Genomic DNA, 23047 nt, shown 5'->3' on the forward strand with positions numbered 1-23047 from the left:
GGGAACTGGATATAGTTATACAGTAGAGTGTAGGATAGCGAGCTATCCGGGAATATGAGCGCGTATAGCGACACAACAATACGGGAAGGGCTGTTCTCACCAGCCGTGCCTGATTTTGCGTCGCCTCGAATATAATGGAGGTTAACATTCATGTCGAACATGCGACCGGTACACATCCGGCTGCACAGCCGTTATGAAGGTGAAGATGTGCTGCAGGAAATGCAGGGTGAAGCCGTGTTAAAAGGGTCTGTTCTTTATGTTCGTTATGAAGAACCGCAGGTTGGACCTGAGGGAGGTACAACCCGTACAACATTGAAGCTGGGCGGACAATCCATCAAGATTATACGTCATGGTGAGGTGGAATCGGAGCAGACTTTTGAGTTGAATCGGAAGCTTCCTGGTTTCTACCGATCACCATACATGTCGTTTGCCCTGTCCACGCATACACAGAAGCTGGAACTTTCCATTCAGGGATTGAGCGCACGCGCAGCGTGGAGCTACGACTTTTACCGCTTTGATGAAGAATCTGGACATTTCGCGATTAGTTTGCATATACAGGAGGAACCAATTTCATGACACGTAATCCACTAGATACGATTAACGAACGGGTAAGTACGGCCATCGGCAACGCCATTGTGACGGCCGGAATTGTTACGCAGGACGAATTGCCAGCCATCACATTGGAAGTGCCGCGTGAGAAGACACACGGGGATTTGGCGACCAATGCTGCCATGCAGCTGACCAAGATTGCCAAGCGCAATCCGCGTCAGATTGCTGAAGAGATCATTGCCAATCTGAATCTGGCTGAAGCCGGAATCGAGAAGGCTGAGATTGCGGGCCCAGGATTCATTAACTTCAAATTGGACAAGAGTTACCTCTATCCAGTACTTGCGCTTGTGCAGGAGCAGGGTGAAGATTACGGAAGAATTAACATCGGAGAAGGACGCAAAGTCGAGATGGAGTTTGTCAGTGCCAACCCGACAGGCAGTTTGCATCTGGGTCATGCCCGTGGAGCAGCTGTAGGTGATGCGCTATGTAACATCCTTGACTACGCAGGATATGATGTAACCCGTGAATACTACATTAATGATGCAGGTAATCAGGTGTTTAATCTGGCTCGTTCCATTGAAGCTCGTTATCTGCAAGAGCTGGGCCAGGATGCTGAGATGCCTGAAGACGGTTATCACGGTGAAGATATTAAAGGATTCGCCAAGCAGCTTGTTGCTGAAAAGGGTGACGAATTGCTGTCCATGCATCCGGGTGACCGTGCGGCTTATTTCCGTGACTTTGGTCTGGAGAAGGAACTGGACAAAATCAAACGTGACTTGAATCGCTTCCGTGTTAACTTTGACATCTGGTTCAGCGAAACTTCACTGTACGACAACGGAGAAGTGCTGCGAGTGCTTGATGAATTGCGTGACCGTAATGAGATCTATGAGCAAGATGGAGCAACTTGGTTAAAAACGATGCAGTACGGTGACGACAAAGAACGTGTATTGATCAAGAACGATGGCACGTATACTTACCTGACGCCAGATATTGCTTATCACCGCGACAAATATGCTCGTGGATACGACACGATGATCAACATCTGGGGTGCCGATCACCATGGATATATTCCACGGATGAAAGCCGCGATGCAAGCACTGGGTAATGACCCTGAGAAACTGGTGGTCTTGATTGCACAGATGGTGAGCTTGTTCCAGAACGGTGAAAAAGTGAAGATGTCCAAGCGTACAGGTAAAGCTGTAACGATGGAAGACCTGATGGATGAAGTCGGCATTGATGCCATCCGTTACTTCTTCACAATGCGCAGCATGGACTCCCATCTGGACTTTGACATGGACCTTGCGATTTCGACATCCAATGAGAATCCGGTATTCTACGTACAATACGCGCATGCCCGTGTATGTAGCGTATACCGTCAGGCTGAAGAACAAGGTATTGAACTGTTGCCACTGGCACAGATTGACCTGTCCAAGCTGACAACAGAGCACGAGTATGACCTTCTCCGCAAAATGGGAGAGTTGCCTGAGGAAATCTCGGCAGCAGCAACAGGATATGCGCCTCATCGTATCATCCGTTATGTATACGAGTTGGCATCCCTGTTCCACAGCTACTACCGTGCAGAACGTGTCATTACGGAAGACACGCAGCAAACTCAAGCACGTCTGGCACTGATCGGTGCTGTACGTACCGTTATCGCAACAGCGCTTCGTCTGGTAGGCGTAACCGCTCCTGACAAAATGTAAATTCCAGGCTCGCGGCCTATCCGCCGCTCTGCCTAAGGCAAAAAGTCTCCATGTCCATGTTGAGTGCCTTCAACGTGGTACATGGAGACTTTTTTTGTTCTGTGCCCTAGCTGAAGAAAACGAAATGCCTGACCCATCCAAGGCATACTAGCCTGCTCTGACATCACAGTGGGCGTAACCTAGAGTTTCAGCCGCTACGTAATACTTCCTCGTGCGTACTGCCTGGGCCGGGCTACTGCGTTTCGCTACAAGCCTCAATCAAATTCTGCTGACGGCTGACAGAGCTGGCTCACTCCCCGCCCTCCTGCATTAGCTTCAGGGCATCAATCTCGCCACCACGCACCTTGCTCTTCGCTGTGGTAGTCTTGCGAGCGCGCAACGGGATCGTAGCACGTTTGACGAGTGTCTTGATTTCACTAGGGGATAACCCCGGATGTTTGGAGAGCAGCAAGGCGATAGCGCCACTCACATGGGACGTTGCCATGGATGTGCCGCTCATCTCGTGATGTTTGCCTTGTACCCAAGAGGAGACGATTTTATCACCGGGTGCATAGACATCCACATATGCGCCACGATTGCTGAAGGACGCAATGCGTCTGTTTTTGTCGGTTGCCCCAACAGATATGGTCTGGGGATACCGTGCAGGGTAATCAATACTGCGGCGTTTGCCGTCATTTCCTGACGAAGCAACAATAACGATTCCGGCATGGTACGCACGGTTGACAACATCAAGAAGCGCCTTGCTACGTGTTTTCATGCCAAAGCTCATATTGATGATATCGACCTTGTTGCGTACACACCAGTCGATGCCAAGTACAATGTCGGATACATAAGCCGATCCGTTGTGGTCAAATGCTTTCACCGGATAGATCAGGGAGCGTGGAGCTACACCAATCATTCCTGCGGTGCTGTTAGCTGCGGCGATGGTCCCTGCAATGTGGGTGCCATGTCCGTTATCATCATGAGGAAGCAGGCTGCGGTTTAACAGATTGATTCCACGTGCCAGTGAATAACGAAGATCAGGATGATGATAATCAGCACCTGTATCAATCACACCGATTTTAATCCGGTGTCCGGTAGACACAGACCATACTTTGGGCGCCCGAATCTGCTTCACTCCCCAGGGTATGCCTTGAGCATTGCTTGGTTTGCTGTGGAGTGCAGTGGCATGAAGGGAGATGGGAACGTCTTCTTCAATCGTAATTTCATCCCCATAGCGGTATAGGTCCTCCGGGCGTTGGACTGGAGCGATAATGGAACGAGCCAGTCGCGAGGAACGGACAGCCCCAAGGTCGGTGAATTCATTCCGCATTCGGGACAATTCCACAAGACAGGCCTCGTACTGCTGCGGTTTGGCAAATCGGATCAAATATCGCCCACCCTGTTCTGGTTCAGGGCGTCGCATTCCGTCAATCAATTGATGCAATAAACCAGTATAGTCCATAATGGGCAGCCCCCTTCGGGATGAACATGCTGAGGTATTCTATGAATGCGCTCATCCCGCCGCATGGGGAACTTGCCCTTTTTTTACAAAAACACATTCTCTTCGTGTCAAAACGGGCGCAGGGACATATGATGGATGGAGAGCTAGAGGGCTCTTGCGGGGAACCTGGTGAGGAGTAATCCTCCAAGGGTATACAGTCAGAAGGCGGAGGGGACTCCGTCTTTTTTATTATGGAGTTGTCTCTTTGGCAAAAGAGGATATTCCTGTGGGTTTGATGTCACTTCACGTTTAATATGTGGACATATTGTTGCTGCTCTCCGCATTTGCGTCACATCCGTACATAAAAACTTGCTTTTTAACGCTAAATAGGTTTTACTTAGGTTTGTTAATGGATATGTTATACGTAACAGTCCAGTTCGTAGGGGTTAAAAAGTGAATTTTGTGTGAGAGGAAGTGTCTGCAGTGAGTACCTCGCTCAATTTGAAAATTGATAAAGAAAAGGTAAAAGAGATCCCTTTGGTGGACCTTGCCTTTATGGTGCTGAAAGCGGCTAATACGCCGTATTACTATCGTGACTTAATGAATGAGGTAGCGAAGCAGCGCGGAATGACTGATGAAGAAATCAACGAGTTTATCGCCCAGCTATATACCGAGATTAATATCGATGGCCGTTTTGCTTGCGTCGGTACAAGTCTGTGGGGCTTAAAGCGCTGGTATCCGGTAGCTGGAACAGAAGATTCCATGACGGGTGCGAAGCGTCCGCGTATCATCAACGATGAAGACGATGATCTGGAAGATGAAGACTTCGGTGAAGAAGAAGACAGCTATAGCAGCGATGAAGGCTTCGACAGCACGGATAAAGACGAAGAAGAAGACGAAGAAGAGGAAGAAGAAGACGACATCTTTGACGAAGAAGACAGCGAAGAAGAAGTGCTGGTTGAAGATGACGATCTGGAAGATGAAGACCTCGAAGAAGACGAAGAAGAGTCCGAAAACGAGGATGAATTTGACGACGATTCTGATAATCGATAGTCATTTTTGACGTCTATAATTTACCCGTTTCCCCGGAATAGTCAGCCTTGACAGCAGACGGGGTAACGGGTAAACTATTGCATGGGCTTATGAATGAGCGACAATATATTTATGTTTTTTATAGAAGGTGCCCCGTCCTGCGGGAGTACTTTTTTTTGTATTTTTAGAGGCATAATTTTGCAAAATGATTTTTTTCCGTATGCTCCCGGCCAACATTTCGTGGCCCGTTTTTGTATATCAAAAACACCAAATGGAATGAAGGCCATCGGAATATTTGCACCATTTTTTGCTGTAGAACAACGTGTATTTAAACCGACTTCGCAGAAAGAGCAGTTCGCAGATGCAGGGAATTTCTGCCATTGCTCTTTTTAACGATGATTACCTGGGAAACAGGTTACGATAACACCATATATCGCCTGAATTTCTGTACTTATATTAGGAGGGTAATAACAGTGACAAAGTATATTTTCGTGACGGGCGGAGTTGTGTCCTCCCTGGGCAAAGGGATTACGGCTGCTTCTCTGGGCAGATTGCTGAAAAACAGAGGGCTTAAGGTAACGATCCAGAAATTTGATCCATATATTAACATCGACCCGGGAACAATGAGTCCTTATCAGCACGGTGAGGTTTTTGTAACGGATGATGGCGCGGAAACGGATCTGGACCTTGGCCACTATGAACGTTTTATTGATATCAATCTCTCCAAAAACAGCAACGTCACGACTGGTAAAGTATACTCTTCCGTCATCAGCAAAGAGCGGCGCGGGGAATATCTGGGCGGAACGGTACAAGTTATTCCACACATTACGAACGAGATCAAAGAGCGTGTATTCCGCGCTGGACGTGAAGCGGGTTCGGATGTGGTTATTACGGAAATTGGTGGAACAGTGGGCGACATTGAGAGTTTGCCTTTCCTGGAAGCTATCCGTCAGATCAAGAGTGATGTAGGTCGCGACAATGTGATGTACATCCACGTAACACTTATTCCTTATATCAAAGCAGCTGGTGAAGTGAAAACAAAACCAACGCAACATAGTGTTAAGGAATTACGCAGCATCGGTATTCAACCGAATGTGATTGTATGCCGTACGGAGTATGAATTGTCTAAAGACATGAAAGCCAAGATCGCTCTCTTCTGCGACATTGATGAGAATGCCGTGGTTGAATGTCGTGATGCAGACACCTTGTATCAAGTACCTTTGAACCTGCGTGAAGAAGGCTTGGATGAGATCGTGGTAAATCACCTGAAACTGACTACTCCTGCACCGGATATGAGCGAGTGGGAAGGGCTGGTTGACCGGATCAACAAGTTGGAGCATACAGTTGAGATCGCTATTGTTGGTAAATATGTAGCGTTGCATGATGCATACCTGAGTGTTGTTGAGTCGTTGTCTCATGCAGGATTTGCATCCAATGCTGATGTGAAAATTCGCTGGGTTCCTTCTGAAGATATTACGGATGAGAATGTAGGCGACCTGTTACATGGTATTGGCGGTATCCTTGTTCCTGGTGGATTCGGAGATCGTGGTATTGAAGGTAAAGTATCGGCAATTCGTTATGCTCGTGAGAAACAAATTCCGTTCTTCGGTATTTGCCTGGGTATGCAGGTTTCCGTTATTGAGTATGCACGTTCCATCGTTGGTTTGAATGGTGCGAACAGTTCCGAGATTAATCCAGCTACGGAATTCCCTGTGATCGATCTGTTGCCTGAGCAAAAAGATATCGAGAATCTGGGTGGCACGATGCGTCTGGGTCTGTATCCTTGTAAGCTTCAGGAAGGTTCTTTGGCGATGGCTTGTTATGATGACGAGCTGGTGTATGAGAGACACCGTCACCGGTATGAGTTCAACAATGAATACCGTGAAACGATCGAAAAAGCAGGACTGGTTATCTCGGGTACATCCCCGGATGGACGTCTGGTTGAGATCGTGGAACTTCCAGGACACCCATGGTTCCTGGCGGTACAATTCCATCCGGAATTCACTTCCCGTCCGAACCGTCCGCAACCATTGTTCCGTGATTTTGTAAAAGCTTCTCTGGTGAATGCGCAGAAGTAATAAATTTTTTTGTGTTAACGTAATAGATATTGGGGATGTTCCTGGCAACCATAGCGGATGCCGGAACATCCTTTTTTTGCGTAGAAAGCAGGTGGAAATGCTTTTTGTCATTTTGTGAAGGTAGCAGGATTTTAATGGAAGAGGTAGAATACTTATCATGACGACTATGGGATAGTTATCCAGATTCGAAGATGTGCATGCTTTCCTAATTCTAGGAGGTTACAGAGTGGAAGATAAAAAAGTTTTGATTGTTGATGACCAGAATGGTATTCGAATCCTGTTAATGGAAGTGTTCAGCAGTGAGGGGTATAACACGTTTCAAGCACCCAACGGCAAGGTTGCTCTGGAGATTGTGAATAATGACAAGCCTGACCTGGTATTGCTCGATATGAAGATTCCTGGGATGGACGGTCTGGAAATCCTGAAGCATATTAAAGAAATTGATCCGGGTATCAAGGTGATCATGATGACCGCTTATGGTGAACTGGACATGATTAAGGAAGCCACGGATCTCGGAGCGCTCATGCACTTTACGAAACCGTTTGATATCGACGAGATGCGAGTGGCTGTGAATATGCAACTTCGCAACGGTACCGCCAATAAATGCAGCTGAATCCTGTTGATACAGGATTTTTTTGCGTGTGGAGAACATAGAAGGTACTAAGTGGGAAAATGAGGTATTTCACTCCTTCATCAGGGGAATATTGGAAATGGGGAAGTTATAAAGCGGTGTCTATGAAAACTGTGCTGCAAAGCACAGCATTTTTGCAAATGCTTGTTTAGTATTTGACATGGGATGTGGTATAATAAGCCCGTATGTGATTTCGGCTAAAAACCATAGACACAACCCAAACCCCTAGGAGGATTGAAACCATGCCATTAGTATCTATGACAGACATGTTGAACAAAGCACTTGAAGGAAAATATGCAGTTGGTCAATACAACATCAATAACCTTGAGTGGACTCAAGCGATTCTTGGTGCTGCTGAAGAAGAGAAATCCCCAGTAATCTTGGGTGTATCCGAAGGCGCAGCACGTCACATTGGTGGCTTCTACACTGTAGTTAAAATGGTAGAAGGACTCATTCACGACATGAAAATCACTGTTCCAGTTGCAATTCACCTGGACCACGGTTCAAGCTTCGACAAGTGTAAAGAAGCGATCGACGCTGGATTCACATCCGTAATGATCGACGGTTCCCACCACTCTATCGATGAGAACATCGAAATGACTAAAAAAGTTGTTGAATATGCACACGCTAAAGGCGTTTCTGTAGAAGCTGAAGTAGGTACTGTAGGCGGACAAGAAGACGACGTTATCGGCGGTATCATGTACGCTGACCTGAACGAGTGTATCCGTATCGTTAAAGAAACAGGTATCGATACATTGGCACCAGCTCTTGGTTCCGTACACGGTCCTTACCATGGCGAGCCTAACCTGGGCTTCAAAGAAATGGAAGAAGTTCGTGACGCGGTACAAGTTCCACTCGTATTGCACGGTGGTACAGGTATTCCTAAACACGACATCGACAAAGCCATTTCCCTGGGTACGTCCAAAATCAACGTAAACACAGAGAACCAAATTGCTTTTGCAAGAGTGGTTCGTGAAGTGCTTGCAGCTAAACCAGACGCTTACGATCCACGTACATTCATCGTACCAGGCCGTGAAGCAATTAAAGAAACCGTTAAAGGTAAAATCCGCGAGTTTGGTTCTAACAACAAAGCGTAATTTATCTTTACCAGTTCCATACTGTGAAATGGAAAAACACCGCCTAGCCGGTGTCTTTCCATTTTCACACCTTATTTCTACATCGGAAGCCAACAGCACGTATTGCCGTTCATCGGCTGCAAAACACGTAGGGGGACATTAAGCTTTATGGAAAAATTGATGATTAGTGGCGGACGTCCGTTACAGGGAACTGTAACTATAAGCGGCGCCAAGAACAGCGCCATTGCGCTTATTCCTGCAGCATTGCTTGCCGAGTCAGAAGTCGTGTTGGACAACCTGCCGCTTTTGAGTGACGTGGCGGTTTATGCAGAAATTTTGGAGGAACTCGGAGCACACGTAACTTGGGAAGGCAGTCAGATGAAGATTGACCCTTCTGACATCAAATCCATTCCTATGCCGAATGGTCCCGTGAAGAAGCTTCGTGCTTCGTATTATATGATGGGTGCATTGCTAGGGCGTTTCAAAGAAGCGACCATAGGTTTACCAGGGGGCTGTAATTTTGAGCCTCGTCCAATTGATCAACATATCAAAGGGTTTGAAGCGCTTGGCGCAACCGTAACAAACGAACATGGCTCCATTCATTTGCATGCCAAAGAGCTGCGGGGAGCAAAAATCTATCTTGATGTAAGCAGTGTCGGCGCAACCATTAATATCATGCTGGCGGCTACTCGTGCCAAAGGCTCTACAATTATCGAAAACGCGGCTAAAGAGCCTGAGATTATAGATGTAGCAACACTTCTGAATTCCATGGGTGCCAGCATCAAGGGTGCAGGTACCGAAACGATCCGTATTGAAGGGGTCTCGGAGCTTAAAGGCTGCCGTCATTCCATCATTCCGGACCGTATCCAAGCAGGTACGTATATGATCGCTGCAGCGGCAACGCGCGGAGATGTTCTGATTGACAATGTGATTCCCAAACATCTGGAAGCTTTAACGGCAAAGCTGCTAGAAATGGGTGTTGGCATTGAGGAATTGGATGAAAGTATACGTGTCATTGGTAAACCAAGCTATAACCATGTGGACGTGAAGGCACTTGTATATCCTGGTTTCCCAACGGATCTACAGTCACCAATGACCAGTGTTTTGACACAGGCAACCGGTGTGAGCGTCCTGAGCGACTTTGTATACAGTAATCGATTCAAGCATGTGCCTGAGTTAGTGCGGATGGGTGCAAAGATTCGAGTAGAAGGACGGTCAGCAATCATTGAAGGCAGTGCATTAAACGCGGCCAAAGTAAAAGCATCCGATCTTCGCGCTGGAGCAGCGCTGGTGATTGCAGGTCTCACCGTCAGTGAAGGTGTGACTGAAGTAACGGGGGTCGAATATATCGACCGCGGTTATGATCATCTGGTGACTAATCTGCGCCTGCTCGGTGCAGATGTATGGCGGGAAACTGATTAATAAGAAGCATTATGCATGATTCAGTCCTACGCATGTTTATTTTAACTGAACTGCATATCTTTTTGATGATTAGGTAAACCTGTTTTAATAGAGTTCTCAGTCTCTCCGGCATAAGATGAAATGTTTCTGTTTCCTTTACCGGAGGGTCTTTTTTTGAATTAAACTTCATATGGCTGTAAGAACATCATTTCTCATCCCCAACCCCCGGTTTTGTTTGAACTGCGCTCCATAGCCGGTCTATCCGGATTGATCGCCTCAATGCATCGTTCACTCAATACCGGATCTTGCCGAATGTTGGCCATCCCACCCGGAAACTTACACTCAAAGACAAGTATTTGCATTATAACGGTTACATTCCGTACAATGGACAGAAGGGATTGTGGCAGACGCCGCTCTCTATAGCCGGAACATCTAGCGAAACTATCCATTTCACACGGACTTATTAATTGAATAGGTGGTTATTATATGGATCTACAAATTTCCGATTTGGAAGAAATGAAACTAACGGACCTCTACAAACTGGCCAAAAAATATCAGATACCTTACTATGGTACGTTAAAAAAGAAAGAATTAATCTTTGCTATACTACGTGCACAAGCTGAACAGAGCGGCCTGATGTTCATGCAAGGCGTACTCGAGATTTTACCTGAAGGTTACGGTTTCTTAAGACCTATCAACTACTTGCCAAGTACGGAAGACATCTACATCTCAGCTTCTCAGATTCGCAAGTTTGACCTAAGAACAGGTGACCTCGTATCAGGTAAGTGTAGAACGCCTAAGGAAAACGAGAGATACTTCGGTTTGTTGCAAGTCAACGCTGTAAATGGTGAGAATCCATCGGCGGCTGCAGAGCGACTTCACTTCCCGGCACTAACCCCACTGTATCCGCAGAAAAAACTGGTTCTCGAAACATCCCCCAACCATTTGTCCACACGAATTATGGATGTGCTCGCCCCGGTAGGATTGGGACAGCGCGGATTGATCGTAGCACCTCCCAAAGCGGGTAAAACGCTTCTCCTCAAAGAAATTGCCAACAGCATCTCAACTAACAATCCTGAAATTGAACTGTTTGTCCTGTTGATTGATGAACGTCCAGAGGAAGTAACGGATATGTCGCGTTCGGTAAAAGGGGAAGTTGTGGCTTCGACATTTGATGAACTGCCTGAGAATCATATTAAGGTGGCGGAATTGGTGCTTGAGCGTGCGCTTCGTCTGGTTGAGGCCAAAAAAGATGTTGTTATCCTGCTGGATAGCATTACGCGTCTCGCCCGTGCATATAACCTGGTTATTCCACCATCCGGTCGTACACTTAGTGGTGGTATTGATCCAGCTGCGTTCCATCGTCCGAAACGTTTCTTCGGTTCTGCCCGGAATGTGGAGGAAGGCGGAAGCTTGACGATCCTGGCAACGGCATTAATTGATACGGGATCACGTATGGATGATGTCATTTATGAAGAGTTTAAGGGTACAGGTAACATGGAGCTCCATCTGGACCGTCGTCTGGCAGAGCGCCGCATATTCCCGGCGATCGACATTCGTCGTTCCGGTACACGTCGTGAAGAAGTGTTGCTCAGCAAGGAAGAGTTGGATACAATCTGGGCAATTCGTAAAAACATGAATGATTCCCATGACTTTGTTGAAGGATTCCTGAAAAAACTTCGTAACAGCAAGACAAATGCAGAGTTTTTGGCGGCATTTGATTCGGCTGGTAATAGCCCGACAAGCAATTCGGGTACAACAACAACCCGTCGCTCACCTAGACAGACAGCAACGTCAGGTACATCGACTTAAGTGTCGTTCGACCAATAACATACTTTTACAGCGTTGCTGTAAATTTTACAATACACTCGTCGTTAGGTTTAACCCATTAGATGTGAGGAGAACATCATGTATTTAGTATACGCAGATGAAAAAGGTAATGTATTTGATCATCCTTCCCTGTACGGGCTTGCCCGCAGTGGAGATATGATCGTTGAGATTATGGAGGATGAGTTGATTCCTCTGCCAGAAGGTGCAACGTTGGTTGGACTCCCGAGTACCCGGCCCATTGGTATGGACCCGGACACCGGTGAGATGCTGCCAATGCCAACAGACACACAGGCTGTAGGTGCTTTGCTTCCACAGGGATTCACTCGTTTGTGTCTCCCTGGTTATGTGAAGACGGATAAAGAGTATAAATTGCCGTTATTCGGCTATTCCGCAGTAGTTTGGAAAGATGGCGGTTTCTATGTCACCGCTTCGAAGTCGGATAGTCCTGAAAAATGGAATCCACTCAACTGTGATCGTGACGATGTGCGTTCCGGGGTCAAACGATTGACGGAGCAATACCCCGAGAACCGTCTTTACACCCATCTATCCAACTGTGCGCTTGGATATGAATGTCTAACTTCATCAAACACGTTCCTGAATCGTTGGGAAGGTGGAGTGCCGGTATCCTATTCTTGCAATGCGGGCTGTTTCGGGTGTATCTCCGAGCAACCGGATGATAGCGGCTTTGTTTCCCCGCAGACACGTATGAACTTCCGACCACGTGTGGATGAGATTGTGGAGGTTATGCTGGAACACCTGAAGACGCCGGAGTCCATCATTAGTTTTGGACAAGGTTGTGAAGGGGAGCCTTCCACGCAGGCCAAGCTGATTATTGAAGCGATTCGCGAAGTGCGTTCCGTAACGGACATGGGGTATATCAACATTAATACCAATGCCGGTCTGAATGATCACATTAGAGGTATTGTAGATGCTGGATTGGATCTGATGCGCGTAAGTACAATTAGTGCACTGGATGACCATTATAACGCTTACTATAAACCACGTGGTTATACCTTAGCCAATGTTGAGAAGTCGATGAAATACGCAGCGCAGCAGGGTGTATACACGTCCATTAACTATCTGATCTTCCCAGGCGTAACAGATCGTGAAGAAGAGATTGAGGCGATGATTGAGTTTGCAAGAAGAACCGATCTACGCTTGATTCAGATGCGTAATCTCAATATTGATCCAGAGAGCTATCTGGAATTAATTCCTCCTGCTCAAGGTGATATCTTGGGCATGAAGCAGATGATTGAGATCTTTGAAGACGAGTTGCCTGGTGTTGTGATTGGATCGTATACTCATGTTCCACCCGCTGGAATGGCACGTCCAAAACGGTTGATTACCTCTTAACAATAATGGATTGCAACAGGCGCAAGGTCGTGTTATAATCTCAGGGTTGTGCCATTTACTCTGGGTCCGCTTGAGGCTCAGGGCGGAAAGAGGTGAAAGGTAATGAAAGAAGCAATTCATCCTAATTACACGATTGGTCAAGTATCTTGCGCTTGCGGGAATACTTTTGAGACAGGTTCGGTTAAAGACGGACTTCGTGTAGAGATTTGCTCCGCGTGCCACCCGTTCTTCACAGGTAAACAGAAGTTTATCGATGCTGGCGGCCGTGTTGATCGTTTCAAAAAGAAATACGGAATCTAATTGGACAATTCTTGGAGTTGTCTGCTAATTGCATCCAACACACCCCTGCTGATCTGGCAGGGGTTTTTATATGTTATATGTTAAGCATAATCGCATTCACGTTCCTCTGGTTGCAATTTGGATAACCTTACGTTATACTATTTCTTACCGTGCTAGATGGGGAGGTAGCGGTGCCCTGTAACTCGCAATCCGCTATAGCGAGGTTGAATTCCTGCTAGAGGTTTTGCCGATGTGAGGTTTGGTCCCTAAACGTGGTGTTGACGGTTGGGTCCTCCGCAATGAGTACTCATGAACCTGGTCAGGTCCGGAAGGAAGCAGCCATAAGTGAGATCACTCTTGTGCCGGAGGGTTGCCTAGCCCGAGCTATTGTTCAGGGGTGCCACTTGGATCGCAAATATCGATAGCAGGTGCACGGCTTACCTTTTAAATGTAGAGACCTTTGCAGTTGTATGTATGCAGAGGTCTTTTTGATATGTCTTAATAAACCACGCATGAATGAGTCAGATAAAGTTTGGATTCACCCTGGAATATAGTATAATAGGGGAACGACAAAGGACTCGAATGCGAAGTGGAAGGAAGGTAACGCATCATGGAGCATATCGCGTTATACCGGGCTTGGCGTCCCCAGTCGTTTCAAGATATGGTGGGGCAACAGCATATTATTCAGACCTTGCAGAACGCGATTCGTGAACAGCGGACTTCCCATGCCTACTTATTTAGCGGGCCCAGAGGAACGGGAAAGACAAGTGCCGCCAAGATTTTGGCCAAAGCTGTGAACTGCGAACGTGGGCCTGCGCCTGAACCTTGTAACGAGTGTGAAGCTTGCCGCAGAATTACGACTGGCGCTGTGATGGATGTGCAAGAGATTGATGCTGCATCCAATCGGGGCGTTGAGGAAATACGTGATCTTCGGGAAAAGGTTAAATATGCGCCAACCGAAGTCCGGCAGAAAGTCTATATTATTGATGAAGTGCACATGCTGACAACGGAGGCATTCAATGCTTTGCTCAAAACATTGGAAGAGCCACCACCACATGTGATGTTTATTTTGGCAACAACGGAACCGCACCGCCTTCCGGCTACCATTATATCGCGCTGTCAGCGATTTGATTTTCGTCGGGTGTCCCTGGAAGAGCAGACAGCGAGACTTACACTGATCTGTGAACAGGAAGGCATGGAAGCTGACCAGGATGCGCTCCAATACATTGCCCGTTTATCGGACGGTGGAATGAGGGATGCACTTAGTGTGCTGGATCAGATCTCTTCATTTACGGATGGACGAGTAACGTACCAGCAGGTTATGGACATGACGGGTGGAATTGCTTCAGAGCAATTTGCCAAACTGGCTGCTTCGCTGCTCAAAGGTGATGTTGGTCATATTTTGCAGATGATTGAAGGTTTCATGCATGAAGGAAAGAGTGCAGACAAGTGCATGGAGAATTTACTGTATTATTTCCGTGATTTGCTTATGATTAAGATGGTACCTGATGCAGATAAACTGACGGACCGGGTACTTAATCCGGAGTCTTTCCGTGATATGGCGGAGTCATTCACCAAGGAACAACTGTTCCACATGATTGACACCCTTAATCGGTACCAGAGTGAAATGAAATATGCAGTACAACCACAGACATTATTTGAAGTTGCATTGCTTAAACTGTGTAGTATTCCAGCTCAAGGTGAGGCTTCTGTTCAGGTGGGAGCTTCAGCTCATGCAGCACCTGCTGATGGGGGTGAGATCAACCGCTTGAAGCAGCAGCTTGCTGAGTTGGAGAAGAAGTTGGATCGTGCACTGAAAAGTGGTTTGTCTGGTGGAGAAGGTTCATCGAGTGCTCCATCTCGCCCGGCAACAAGAGCGCCGGTATCGAGAGGCAATTCACCTGCGAAGCTTCCTGCACAGTTGGATCAGTATGTTGCGCGCAAGGGAGCCCCTGAGTTCGCAGAGATCAGCAAAAAATGGAGTCAGATCCTGCAACGAGTGAAGGAAGAGCGGGTTACCGTTCACGCCTGGTTTGTGGATGGTGAGCCGGTATCATTGCTTGAAGACAATGTGTTGGTTGCTTTTAAAAACAATATTCACCGTGAAACGACGGAGAAGCAGGCTAACCGCGAAGTCATTGAGCGGGTGTTGTCGGAACATCTTGGGCGTTCGGCACGATTGGTGACGATGATGCTCAAAGATTGGACTGGAGCAATGGAGGGAGCTTCTGAAGCGCCAAAGGAGGACTTTAAGCTTGAACCTGAGCATGAAGACGGCGGTTCAGGCAACAAACAGCCTTGGATTGATGAAGCCATCCAGCTCTTTGGTGAGGATCTTGTAGTGATCAAAGAATAATGCGCATAGCGCGATAACCATAACAAAGGAGATGAACAATTATGAACAACATGAACCAAATGATGAAACAAGTGAAGAAAATGCAGGAGCAAATGCTGAAAGCACAAGAGGAACTGGCGGACAAAACAGTCCAAGGTACTTCTGGTGGCGGTGTAGTGACGGCTGAAGTTAACGGACACAAGAAATTGCTTGCTATCACGATCAAACCTGAAGCGGTAGATCCGGAAGATGTTGAAATGTTGCAGGATCTCGTTATGACAGCTGTTAATGATGCTATGGCCAAAGCCGATGAGATTGCCAACAAGGATATGGGCAAGTTCACAGGCGGCATGAATATTCCGGGATTATTTTAATTAAAAAATTGATCCTGTCAAAGGAGACACAATCGATTGTATTATCCCGAACCAATAGCCAAGCTGATTGATGCCTTCACCCGGTTGCCGGGTGTGGGTCCCAAGACGGCAGCGCGTTTAGCTTTTCATGTGCTTAACATGAAGGAAGATGACGTTATCGATTTTGCCAAAGCACTCGTAAGTGTGAAGCGTAATCTTCATTACTGTTCTGTATGTTGTAATATCACTGATACGGACCCGTGTCGCATCTGTCAGGATAAGTCCAGGGATGTCTCTGTAATCTGTGTAGTTCAGGATTCGAAAGATCTGGTGGCCATGGAGCGCACCAAGGAATTCGATGGGTACTATCATGTGTTACAGGGCGCGATTTCACCTATGGAGGGAATTGGCCCAGACGATATTCGTTTGAAGGAACTCTTGGTTCGATTAAGTGATGAACGTATAAAAGAGATCATCTTGGCAACAAACCCCAACATTGAGGGTGAGGCTACAGCGATGTATATCTCCCGCTTGGTGCGTCCGTTTGAGATCAGTGTGACTCGTATTGCGCATGGATTGCCCGTAGGTGGCGATCTTGAGTATGCGGATGAAGTGACCCTTTCCAAAGCGTTGGAAGGTCGCAGGGAGATGCGTTAGTGTGATCAATTTGTATTACGCAGCGGACTTCCTTGGAAACTTCGGATGCTAAATAAGTTTCGATATGCAAAGAGAGCCTTAGGGCTCTCTTTTTTTTGTGAAGAAAATGAATGCTCGAGTTCTAAGTTTGTCCTTTCCCTGATAAGTATGAGAATATGCTGTGCTGATCAGGAGGGGGAGAGATTATGTTTTTGTGGCGAAATACACGGAACTCGGTAGAGAAACACAACAGAATGTTGAAGGAACTTGAGGCGGATCAGATCTATGCAGATATTCAAATGGCTAAGCAGGAATGGGAACGGGCTATGAGACAGTTTGAAGATGCACAGGGGCAGGATGAGATTGATTATGCTATTTATGTATTGGAGGCAGCTGAGCGGAAGTACCAGATCCACTTGAGAAGAGCAAAGCGAGCCAGAGCTAATGATGATGTTACATCACAGCGAGGGGTTAGTATGTAGAGTCATGTTTACATTAAACACGGAGGTGTAACATATGAAGAGTATCATACTGGGAAGTGTATTGGTTATATCATTACTGGGGCTTATCGTTATTTTATTCAGAAAGCGGATAGGGTTATCGTTTTTCACGTCATTTGGAATTCATCTGGTGCTGGCTGCAGTAGGGATATATATCGTGAATTATTCCGGCTGGATTACAGGTACCTACATCCCGCTGAACCCTGCAACGATAGGGACTGTAACTGTTTTGGGATTGCCAGGTGTGGGGCTATTATTAGGGTTGAAAATTTCTTTGTTCGGATAGTTGACTCGCAGGATATTTATATGGTACATTATATCTCGTTGCTTTGCTTGCTTGGTTAGATGCTTTAGATGAAATGAAGGAGTTCATTGCGAACTTCGAAAAAGAATTTCAAAAAAACACTTGACCAAAACAAACGAAGTATGATATATTATAAAAGTCGCCGCTGAGAGAAAATGGTGACGAAAAAACAAGTTTGATCTTTGAAAACTGAACAACGAGTGAGTAAACATTCTGCTTGCAGAATGAACGCGAAAGTTTGAGACAAGCCTTGGCTTGAATCGACTGGAGCACAAATGAGATTTTTAATCTCGTCAGATTCAAAATGAGCTTATCGCTCTTTTCAATACTTTATTGGAGAGTTTGATCCTGGCTCAGGACGAACGCTGGCGGCATGCCTAATACATGCAAGTCGAGCGGAGTTGATAGGAAGCTTGCTTTCTTGATACTTAGCGGCGGACGGGTGAGTAACACGTAGGCAACCTGCCCTCAAGTTTGGGACAACTACCGGAAACGGTAGCTAATACCGAATAATTGTTTCCTTCGCCTGAAGGGAACTGGAAAGACGGAGCAATCTGTCACTTGGGGATGGGCCTGCGGCGCATTAGCTAGTTGGTGAGGTAACGGCTCACCAAGGCGACGATGCGTAGCCGACCTGAGAGGGTGATCGGCCACACTGGGACTGAGACACGGCCCAGACTCCTACGGGAGGCAGCAGTAGGGAATCTTCCGCAATGGGCGAAAGCCTGACGGAGCAATGCCGCGTGAGTGATGAAGGTTTTCGGATCGTAAAGCTCTGTTGCCAGGGAAGAACGCTTGGGAGAGTAACTGCTCTCAAGGTGACGGTACCTGAGAAGAAAGCCCCGGCTAACTACGTGCCAGCAGCCGCGGTAATACGTAGGGGGCAAGCGTTGTCCGGAATTATTGGGCGTAAAGCGCGCGCAGGCGGTCATTTAAGTCTGGTGTTTAATCCCGGGGCTCAACCCCGGATCGCACTGGAAACTGGGTGACTTGAGTGCAGAAGAGGAGAGTGGAATTCCACGTGTAGCGGTGAAATGCGTAGATATGTGGAGGAACACCAGTGGCGAAGGCGACTCTCTGGGCTGTAACTGACGCTGAGGCGCGAAAGCGTGGGGAGCAAACAGGATTAGATACCCTGGTAGTCCACGCCGTAAACGATGAGTGCTAGGTGTTAGGGGTTTCGATACCCTTGGTGCCGAAGTTAACACATTAAGCACTCCGCCTGGGGAGTACGGTCGCAAGACTGAAACTCAAAGGAATTGACGGGGACCCGCACAAGCAGTGGAGTATGTGGTTTAATTCGAAGCAACGCGAAGAACCTTACCAGGTCTTGACATCCCTCTGATCGATGCAGAGATGTATCTTTCCTTCGGGACAGAGGAGACAGGTGGTGCATGGTTGTCGTCAGCTCGTGTCGTGAGATGTTGGGTTAAGTCCCGCAACGAGCGCAACCCTTATATTTAGTTGCCAGCATTTCGGATGGGCACTCTAGATAGACTGCCGGTGACAAACCGGAGGAAGGTGGGGATGACGTCAAATCATCATGCCCCTTATGACCTGGGCTACACACGTACTACAATGGCCGGTACAACGGGCTGCGAAATCGCGAGATGGAGCCAATCCCAACAAAGCCGGTCTCAGTTCGGATTGCAGGCTGCAACTCGCCTGCATGAAGTCGGAATTGCTAGTAATCGCGGATCAGCATGCCGCGGTGAATACGTTCCCGGGTCTTGTACACACCGCCCGTCACACCACGAGAGTTTATAACACCCGAAGTCGGTGGGGTAACCGCAAGGAGCCAGCCGCCGAAGGTGGGATAGATGATTGGGGTGAAGTCGTAACAAGGTAGCCGTATCGGAAGGTGCGGCTGGATCACCTCCTTTCTATGGAGAATCGTTTCCTGCAACGGAAACATTCAAATATGCAGGTTCTTAGAACCTGCGACAGCGATTCATTTCGGTCCGTCACTTCGGTGTGGATGAAATGAAGAGCACAAGCAACTCACTCGTTGCTCAGTTTTGAGAGTTCAAACTCTCAAACGTTTGGTGGCGATAGCGAAGGGGTTCCACACGTTCCCATCCCGAACACGACCGTTAAGCCCTTCAGCGTCGATGGTACTTGGACCGCAGGGTCCTGGGAGAGTAGAACGCCGCCAAGCGTAACCCATTTTGGGTTCAAATAGTATATGTAATGTGGGCCCTTAGCTCAGTTGGTTAGAGCGCACCTCTGATAAGGGTGAGGCCGGTGGTTCGAGTCCACCAGGGCCCACCATCTATACCTTTAAACTTTATATGGGGCCATAGCTCAGCTGGGAGAGCGCCTGCCTTGCAAGCAGGAGGTCAGCGGTTCGATCCCGCTTGGCTCCACCAAAAAAGTTTTACAAGTTTGTTCTTTGAAAACTAGATATCGAAACGAAACAAACGCGAATTAGAACATTCCTTTTTAGCTGAACTTGTGCAAACAAGTTTCAATAAAAACGGTAGTTAAATTGCTTTTGCGAGGGTATTGAATGGGAGCGACTTTTGGCTTTGCGCAAGCAAAAAAAAGGGAAGCGAGCAGTCAAAACCGGAGCAATATGGTTAAGCTACTAAGAGCACACGGAGGATGCCTAGGCGCTAGGAGCCGATGAAGGACGTGGCGAACAACGAAACTGCCTCGGGGAGCTGTAAGCAAGCTTTGATCCGGGGGTGTCCGAATGGGGAAACCCAGCTGGGGTAATTTCCAGTTACTCATAACTGAATACATAGGTTATGTAGAGGCATACCAGGGGAACTGAAACATCTAAGTACCCTGAGGAAGAGAAAACAATAGTGATTCCGTCAGTAGCGGCGAGCGAACGCGGAGAAGCCCAAACCAGAGAGCTTGCTCTTTGGGGTTGTGGGACGTCTCACATGGAGTTACAAAGGAACCGGTTAAGCGAAGAGGTCTGGAAAGGCCCGCCAAAGAAGGTAAAAGCCCTGTAGTTGAAAGTCTGTTCCCTCCGAGACGGATCCCGAGTAGTGCGGGGCACGTGAAACCCCGTATGAATCCGGCAGGACCATCTGCCAAGGCTAAATACTTCCTAGCGACCGATAGTGAAGCAGTACCGTGAGGGAAAGGTGAAAAGCACCCCGGAAGGGGAGTGAAATAGAACCTGAAACCGTGTGCTTACAAAAAGTCAGAGCCCGTTTTAGGGGTGATGGCGTGCCTTTTGTAGAATGAACCGGCGAGTTACGTTCCCGTGCAAGGTTAAGGTGAAGAGCCGGAGCCGCAGCGAAAGCGAGTCTGAATAGGGCGAATGAGTACGTGGACGTAGACCCGAAACCGGGTGATCTACCCCTGTCCAGGGTGAAGGTGCGGTAACACGCACTGGAGGCCCGAACCCACGCATGTTGAAAAATGCGGGGATGAGGTGGGGGTAGCGGAGAAATTCCAATCGAACTCGGAGATAGCTGGTTCTCCCCGAAATAGCTTTAGGGCTAGCCTCGGAAAACAGAGTCGTGGAGGTAGAGCACTGATTGGGTGCGGGGCCCGCAAGGGTTACCAAGCTCAGTCAAACTCCGAATGCCATAGACTTACTTCCGGGAGTCAGACAGTGAGTGCTAAGATCCATTGTCAAAAGGGAAACAGCCCAGACCATCAGCTAAGGTCCCCAAGTGTGTGTTAAGTGGGAAAGGATGTGGAGTTGCACAGACAACCAGGATGTTGGCTTAGAAGCAGCCACCATTGAAAGAGTGCGTAATAGCTCACTGGTCGAGTGACTCTGCGCCGAAAATGTAACGGGGCTAAACACACCACCGAAGCTATGGCTTGATGCTTTGCATCAGGGGTAGGGGAGCGTTGTATAAGGGTTGAAGGTGTACCGTAAGGAGCGCTGGACATTATACAAGTGAGAATGCCGGTATGAGTAACGAAAAGATCAGTGAGAATCTGATCCGCCGAAAGCCTAAGGGTTCCTGAGGAAGGCTCGTCCGCTCAGGGTAAGTCGGGACCTAAGGCGAGGCCGAAAGGCGTAGTCGAAGGACAACAGGTCGAAATTCCTGTACCACCGTAAGCCGTTATGAGCAATGGGGGGACGCAGTAGGGTAGTGACGCGGACTGATGGATGTCCGTCTAAGCAGTAAGGCTGATGTGTAGGCAAATCCGCACATTGTAAGGCTGAGCTGTGATGGGGAGCGAAAATTATAGTAGCGAAGGTCATGATCTCACACTGCCAAGAAAAGCCTCTAGCCAGGTGATGGTGCCCGTACCGCAAACCGACACAGGTAGGCGAGAAGAGTATTCTAAGGCGCGCGGAAGAACTCTCGTTAAGGAACTCGGCAAAATGACCCCGTAACTTCGGGAGAAGGGGTGCCCCGGTAGTGTGAATAGCACGAGGGGGCCGCAGTGAAAAGGCCCAAGCGACTGTTTAGCAAAAACACAGGTCTGTGCGAAGCCGTAAGGCGAAGTATACGGGCTGACGCCTGCCCGGTGCTGGAAGGTTAAGGGGAGTGGTTAGGAGCAATCCGAAGCTGTGAACCGAAGCCCCAGTAAACGGCGGCCGTAACTATAACGGTCCTAAGGTAGCGAAATTCCTTGTCAGGTAAATTCTGACCCGCACGAATGGCGTAACGACTTGGGCGCTGTCTCAACGAGAGATCCGGTGAAATTTTAATACCTGTGAAGATGCAGGTTACCCGCGACAAGACGGAAAGACCCCATGGAGCTTTACTGCAGCTTGATATTGAATTTGGGTACGATCTGTACAGGATAGGTGGGAGCCTTTGAAACGTGAGCGCCAGCTTGCGTGGAGGCAACGTTGGGATACCACCCTGATCGTATCTAGGTTCTAACCTGGTACCGTAATCCGGTGCGGGGACAGTGTCAGGTGGGCAGTTTGACTGGGGCGGTCGCCTCCTAAAGAGTAACGGAGGCGCCCAAAGGTTCCCTCAGAATGGTTGGAAATCATTCGAAGAGTGCAAAGGCATAAGGGAGCTTGACTGCGAGACCTACAAGTCGAGCAGGGACGAAAGTCGGGCTTAGTGATCCGGTGGTACCGCATGGAAGGGCCATCGCTCAACGGATAAAAGCTACCCTGGGGATAACAGGCTTATCTCCCCCAAGAGTCCACATCGACGGGGAGGTTTGGCACCTCGATGTCGGCTCATCGCATCCTGGGGCTGAAGTAGGTCCCAAGGGTTGGGCTGTTCGCCCATTAAAGCGGTACGCGAGCTGGGTTCAGAACGTCGTGAGACAGTTCGGTCCCTATCTGTCGTGGGCGTAGGAAATTTGAGAGGAGCTGTCCTTAGTACGAGAGGACCGGGATGGACGTACCGCTGGTGTACCAGTTGTTCCGCCAGGAGCACCGCTGGGTAGCTATGTACGGACGGGATAAACGCTGAAAGCATCTAAGCGTGAAGCCCCCCTCAAGATGAGATTTCCCAGTATGTAAGACCCCTTGAAGACGACGAGGTAGATAGGCTGGGGGTGGAAGTGCAGCAATGCATGGAGCTGACCAGTACTAATCGGTCGAGGGCTTATCCAATAGCAAGTTGTAATTCGCATGTTTCGTTTCGAATCTAGTTTTCAGGGAGCAATCCTTGAAT

The 23047-nt window shown here is 48.0% G+C and carries 18 protein-coding genes, 2 tRNA genes, 3 rRNA genes and 1 other RNA gene; 22 read left to right on the forward strand and 2 right to left on the reverse strand.

Annotated features, from left to right (window positions below):
• The first annotated feature begins 150 nt into the window (after positions 1-150).
• Both MKY95_RS00585 and argS read left to right on the forward strand, forming a co-directional pair.
• The gene (locus MKY95_RS00585; protein ID WP_017691299.1) at positions 151-576 is read left to right on the forward strand and encodes a DUF1934 domain-containing protein; all 426 of its coding nucleotides are present in this window, start codon (positions 151-153) and stop codon (positions 574-576) included.
• Positions 573-2252, forward strand: coding sequence for an arginine--tRNA ligase (gene argS / locus MKY95_RS00590; RefSeq protein ID WP_047841138.1), 1680 nt, complete (start codon positions 573-575; stop codon positions 2250-2252). The genes MKY95_RS00585 and argS overlap by 4 nt, the downstream gene beginning before the upstream one ends.
• A gap of 289 nt (positions 2253-2541) precedes the next feature.
• Here the strand turns inward: argS and MKY95_RS00595 are convergent, their stop codons facing one another.
• A complete protein-coding gene (locus MKY95_RS00595; protein WP_036607270.1) occupies positions 2542-3696 on the reverse strand; it encodes a S8 family peptidase in 1155 nt (384 codons plus the stop codon).
• 462 nt (positions 3697-4158) lie between these two features.
• Between MKY95_RS00595 and rpoE the strand changes: the two genes are divergently transcribed.
• From rpoE to MKY95_RS00625, 6 genes are all read left to right on the forward strand, one after another.
• Positions 4159-4728 (forward strand): DNA-directed RNA polymerase subunit delta, encoded by a 570-nt coding sequence (gene rpoE / locus MKY95_RS00600; RefSeq protein WP_047841137.1) that lies wholly within the window; start codon positions 4159-4161, stop codon positions 4726-4728.
• A 93-nt stretch (positions 4729-4821) separates the two neighbouring features.
• Positions 4822-5100: a hypothetical protein gene (locus tag MKY95_RS00605; protein ID WP_143781163.1), complete on the forward strand. Its 279-nt coding sequence runs from the start codon at positions 4822-4824 to the stop codon at positions 5098-5100.
• A gap of 80 nt (positions 5101-5180) precedes the next feature.
• Entirely contained in the window at positions 5181-6785 is a 1605-nt protein-coding gene (locus MKY95_RS00610; protein WP_036607266.1) for a CTP synthase, read from the forward strand.
• 226 nt (positions 6786-7011) lie between these two features.
• On the forward strand, positions 7012-7398 hold the full coding sequence (locus tag MKY95_RS00615; protein ID WP_017691292.1) for a response regulator: 387 nt from the start codon (positions 7012-7014) through the stop codon (positions 7396-7398).
• Positions 7399-7658: 260 nt separating this feature from the next.
• Positions 7659-8513, forward strand: a complete 855-nt coding sequence (gene fba / locus MKY95_RS00620; protein WP_036607263.1) for a class II fructose-1,6-bisphosphate aldolase — start codon at positions 7659-7661, stop codon at positions 8511-8513.
• 147 nt (positions 8514-8660) lie between these two features.
• Positions 8661-9914 (forward strand): UDP-N-acetylglucosamine 1-carboxyvinyltransferase, encoded by a 1254-nt coding sequence (locus MKY95_RS00625; protein ID WP_036607261.1) that lies wholly within the window; start codon positions 8661-8663, stop codon positions 9912-9914.
• A 191-nt stretch (positions 9915-10105) separates the two neighbouring features.
• Here MKY95_RS00625 and MKY95_RS00630 read toward each other — a convergent pair whose 3' ends face one another.
• The gene (locus MKY95_RS00630; protein ID WP_339196378.1) at positions 10106-10255 is read right to left on the reverse strand and encodes a hypothetical protein; all 150 of its coding nucleotides are present in this window, start codon (positions 10253-10255) and stop codon (positions 10106-10108) included.
• 124 nt (positions 10256-10379) lie between these two features.
• Between MKY95_RS00630 and rho the strand changes: the two genes are divergently transcribed.
• From rho to MKY95_RS00700, 14 genes are all read left to right on the forward strand, one after another.
• A complete protein-coding gene (gene rho / locus MKY95_RS00635) occupies positions 10380-11705 on the forward strand; it encodes a transcription termination factor Rho (RefSeq protein ID WP_036607258.1) in 1326 nt (441 codons plus the stop codon).
• A gap of 96 nt (positions 11706-11801) precedes the next feature.
• A complete protein-coding gene (locus MKY95_RS00640; RefSeq protein ID WP_047841136.1) occupies positions 11802-13076 on the forward strand; it encodes a radical SAM protein in 1275 nt (424 codons plus the stop codon).
• A 102-nt stretch (positions 13077-13178) separates the two neighbouring features.
• On the forward strand, positions 13179-13376 hold the full coding sequence (gene rpmE / locus MKY95_RS00645; protein WP_036607255.1) for a 50S ribosomal protein L31: 198 nt from the start codon (positions 13179-13181) through the stop codon (positions 13374-13376).
• Between the two features lie 147 nt (positions 13377-13523).
• An RNA gene (ffs, locus tag MKY95_RS00650) (signal recognition particle sRNA large type) lies at positions 13524-13791 on the forward strand.
• Between the two features lie 174 nt (positions 13792-13965).
• Entirely contained in the window at positions 13966-15711 is a 1746-nt protein-coding gene (dnaX, locus tag MKY95_RS00655) for a DNA polymerase III subunit gamma/tau (protein ID WP_036607251.1), read from the forward strand.
• Between the two features lie 41 nt (positions 15712-15752).
• Entirely contained in the window at positions 15753-16064 is a 312-nt protein-coding gene (locus MKY95_RS00660) for a YbaB/EbfC family nucleoid-associated protein (RefSeq protein WP_036607248.1), read from the forward strand.
• A gap of 36 nt (positions 16065-16100) precedes the next feature.
• Positions 16101-16700: a recombination mediator RecR gene (gene recR, locus MKY95_RS00665; RefSeq protein ID WP_036607246.1), complete on the forward strand. Its 600-nt coding sequence runs from the start codon at positions 16101-16103 to the stop codon at positions 16698-16700.
• Between the two features lie 185 nt (positions 16701-16885).
• On the forward strand, positions 16886-17161 hold the full coding sequence (locus tag MKY95_RS00670; protein ID WP_036607244.1) for a DUF2508 family protein: 276 nt from the start codon (positions 16886-16888) through the stop codon (positions 17159-17161).
• A 34-nt stretch (positions 17162-17195) separates the two neighbouring features.
• The gene (locus MKY95_RS00675; RefSeq protein WP_036607241.1) at positions 17196-17465 is read left to right on the forward strand and encodes a pro-sigmaK processing inhibitor BofA family protein; all 270 of its coding nucleotides are present in this window, start codon (positions 17196-17198) and stop codon (positions 17463-17465) included.
• Positions 17466-17813: 348 nt separating this feature from the next.
• Positions 17814-19366: ribosomal RNA gene (locus MKY95_RS00680) — 16S ribosomal RNA — on the forward strand.
• Between the two features lie 158 nt (positions 19367-19524).
• Positions 19525-19641, forward strand: a 5S ribosomal RNA gene (gene rrf / locus MKY95_RS00685).
• Between the two features lie 36 nt (positions 19642-19677).
• A tRNA-Ile gene (locus tag MKY95_RS00690) sits at positions 19678-19754 on the forward strand.
• 22 nt (positions 19755-19776) lie between these two features.
• Positions 19777-19852, forward strand: a tRNA-Ala gene (locus MKY95_RS00695).
• Positions 19853-20060: 208 nt separating this feature from the next.
• A 23S ribosomal RNA gene (locus MKY95_RS00700) occupies positions 20061-22986 on the forward strand.
• Together the 16S, 23S and 5S rRNA genes with 2 tRNA genes alongside form the textbook arrangement of a ribosomal RNA operon.
• The last annotated feature ends 61 nt before the right edge of the window (positions 22987-23047 follow it).

It is taken from the genome of Paenibacillus sp. FSL P4-0176, from assembly GCF_037975265.1.
GTDB classification, from domain to species: Bacteria; Bacillota; Bacilli; order Paenibacillales; family Paenibacillaceae; genus Paenibacillus; species Paenibacillus amylolyticus.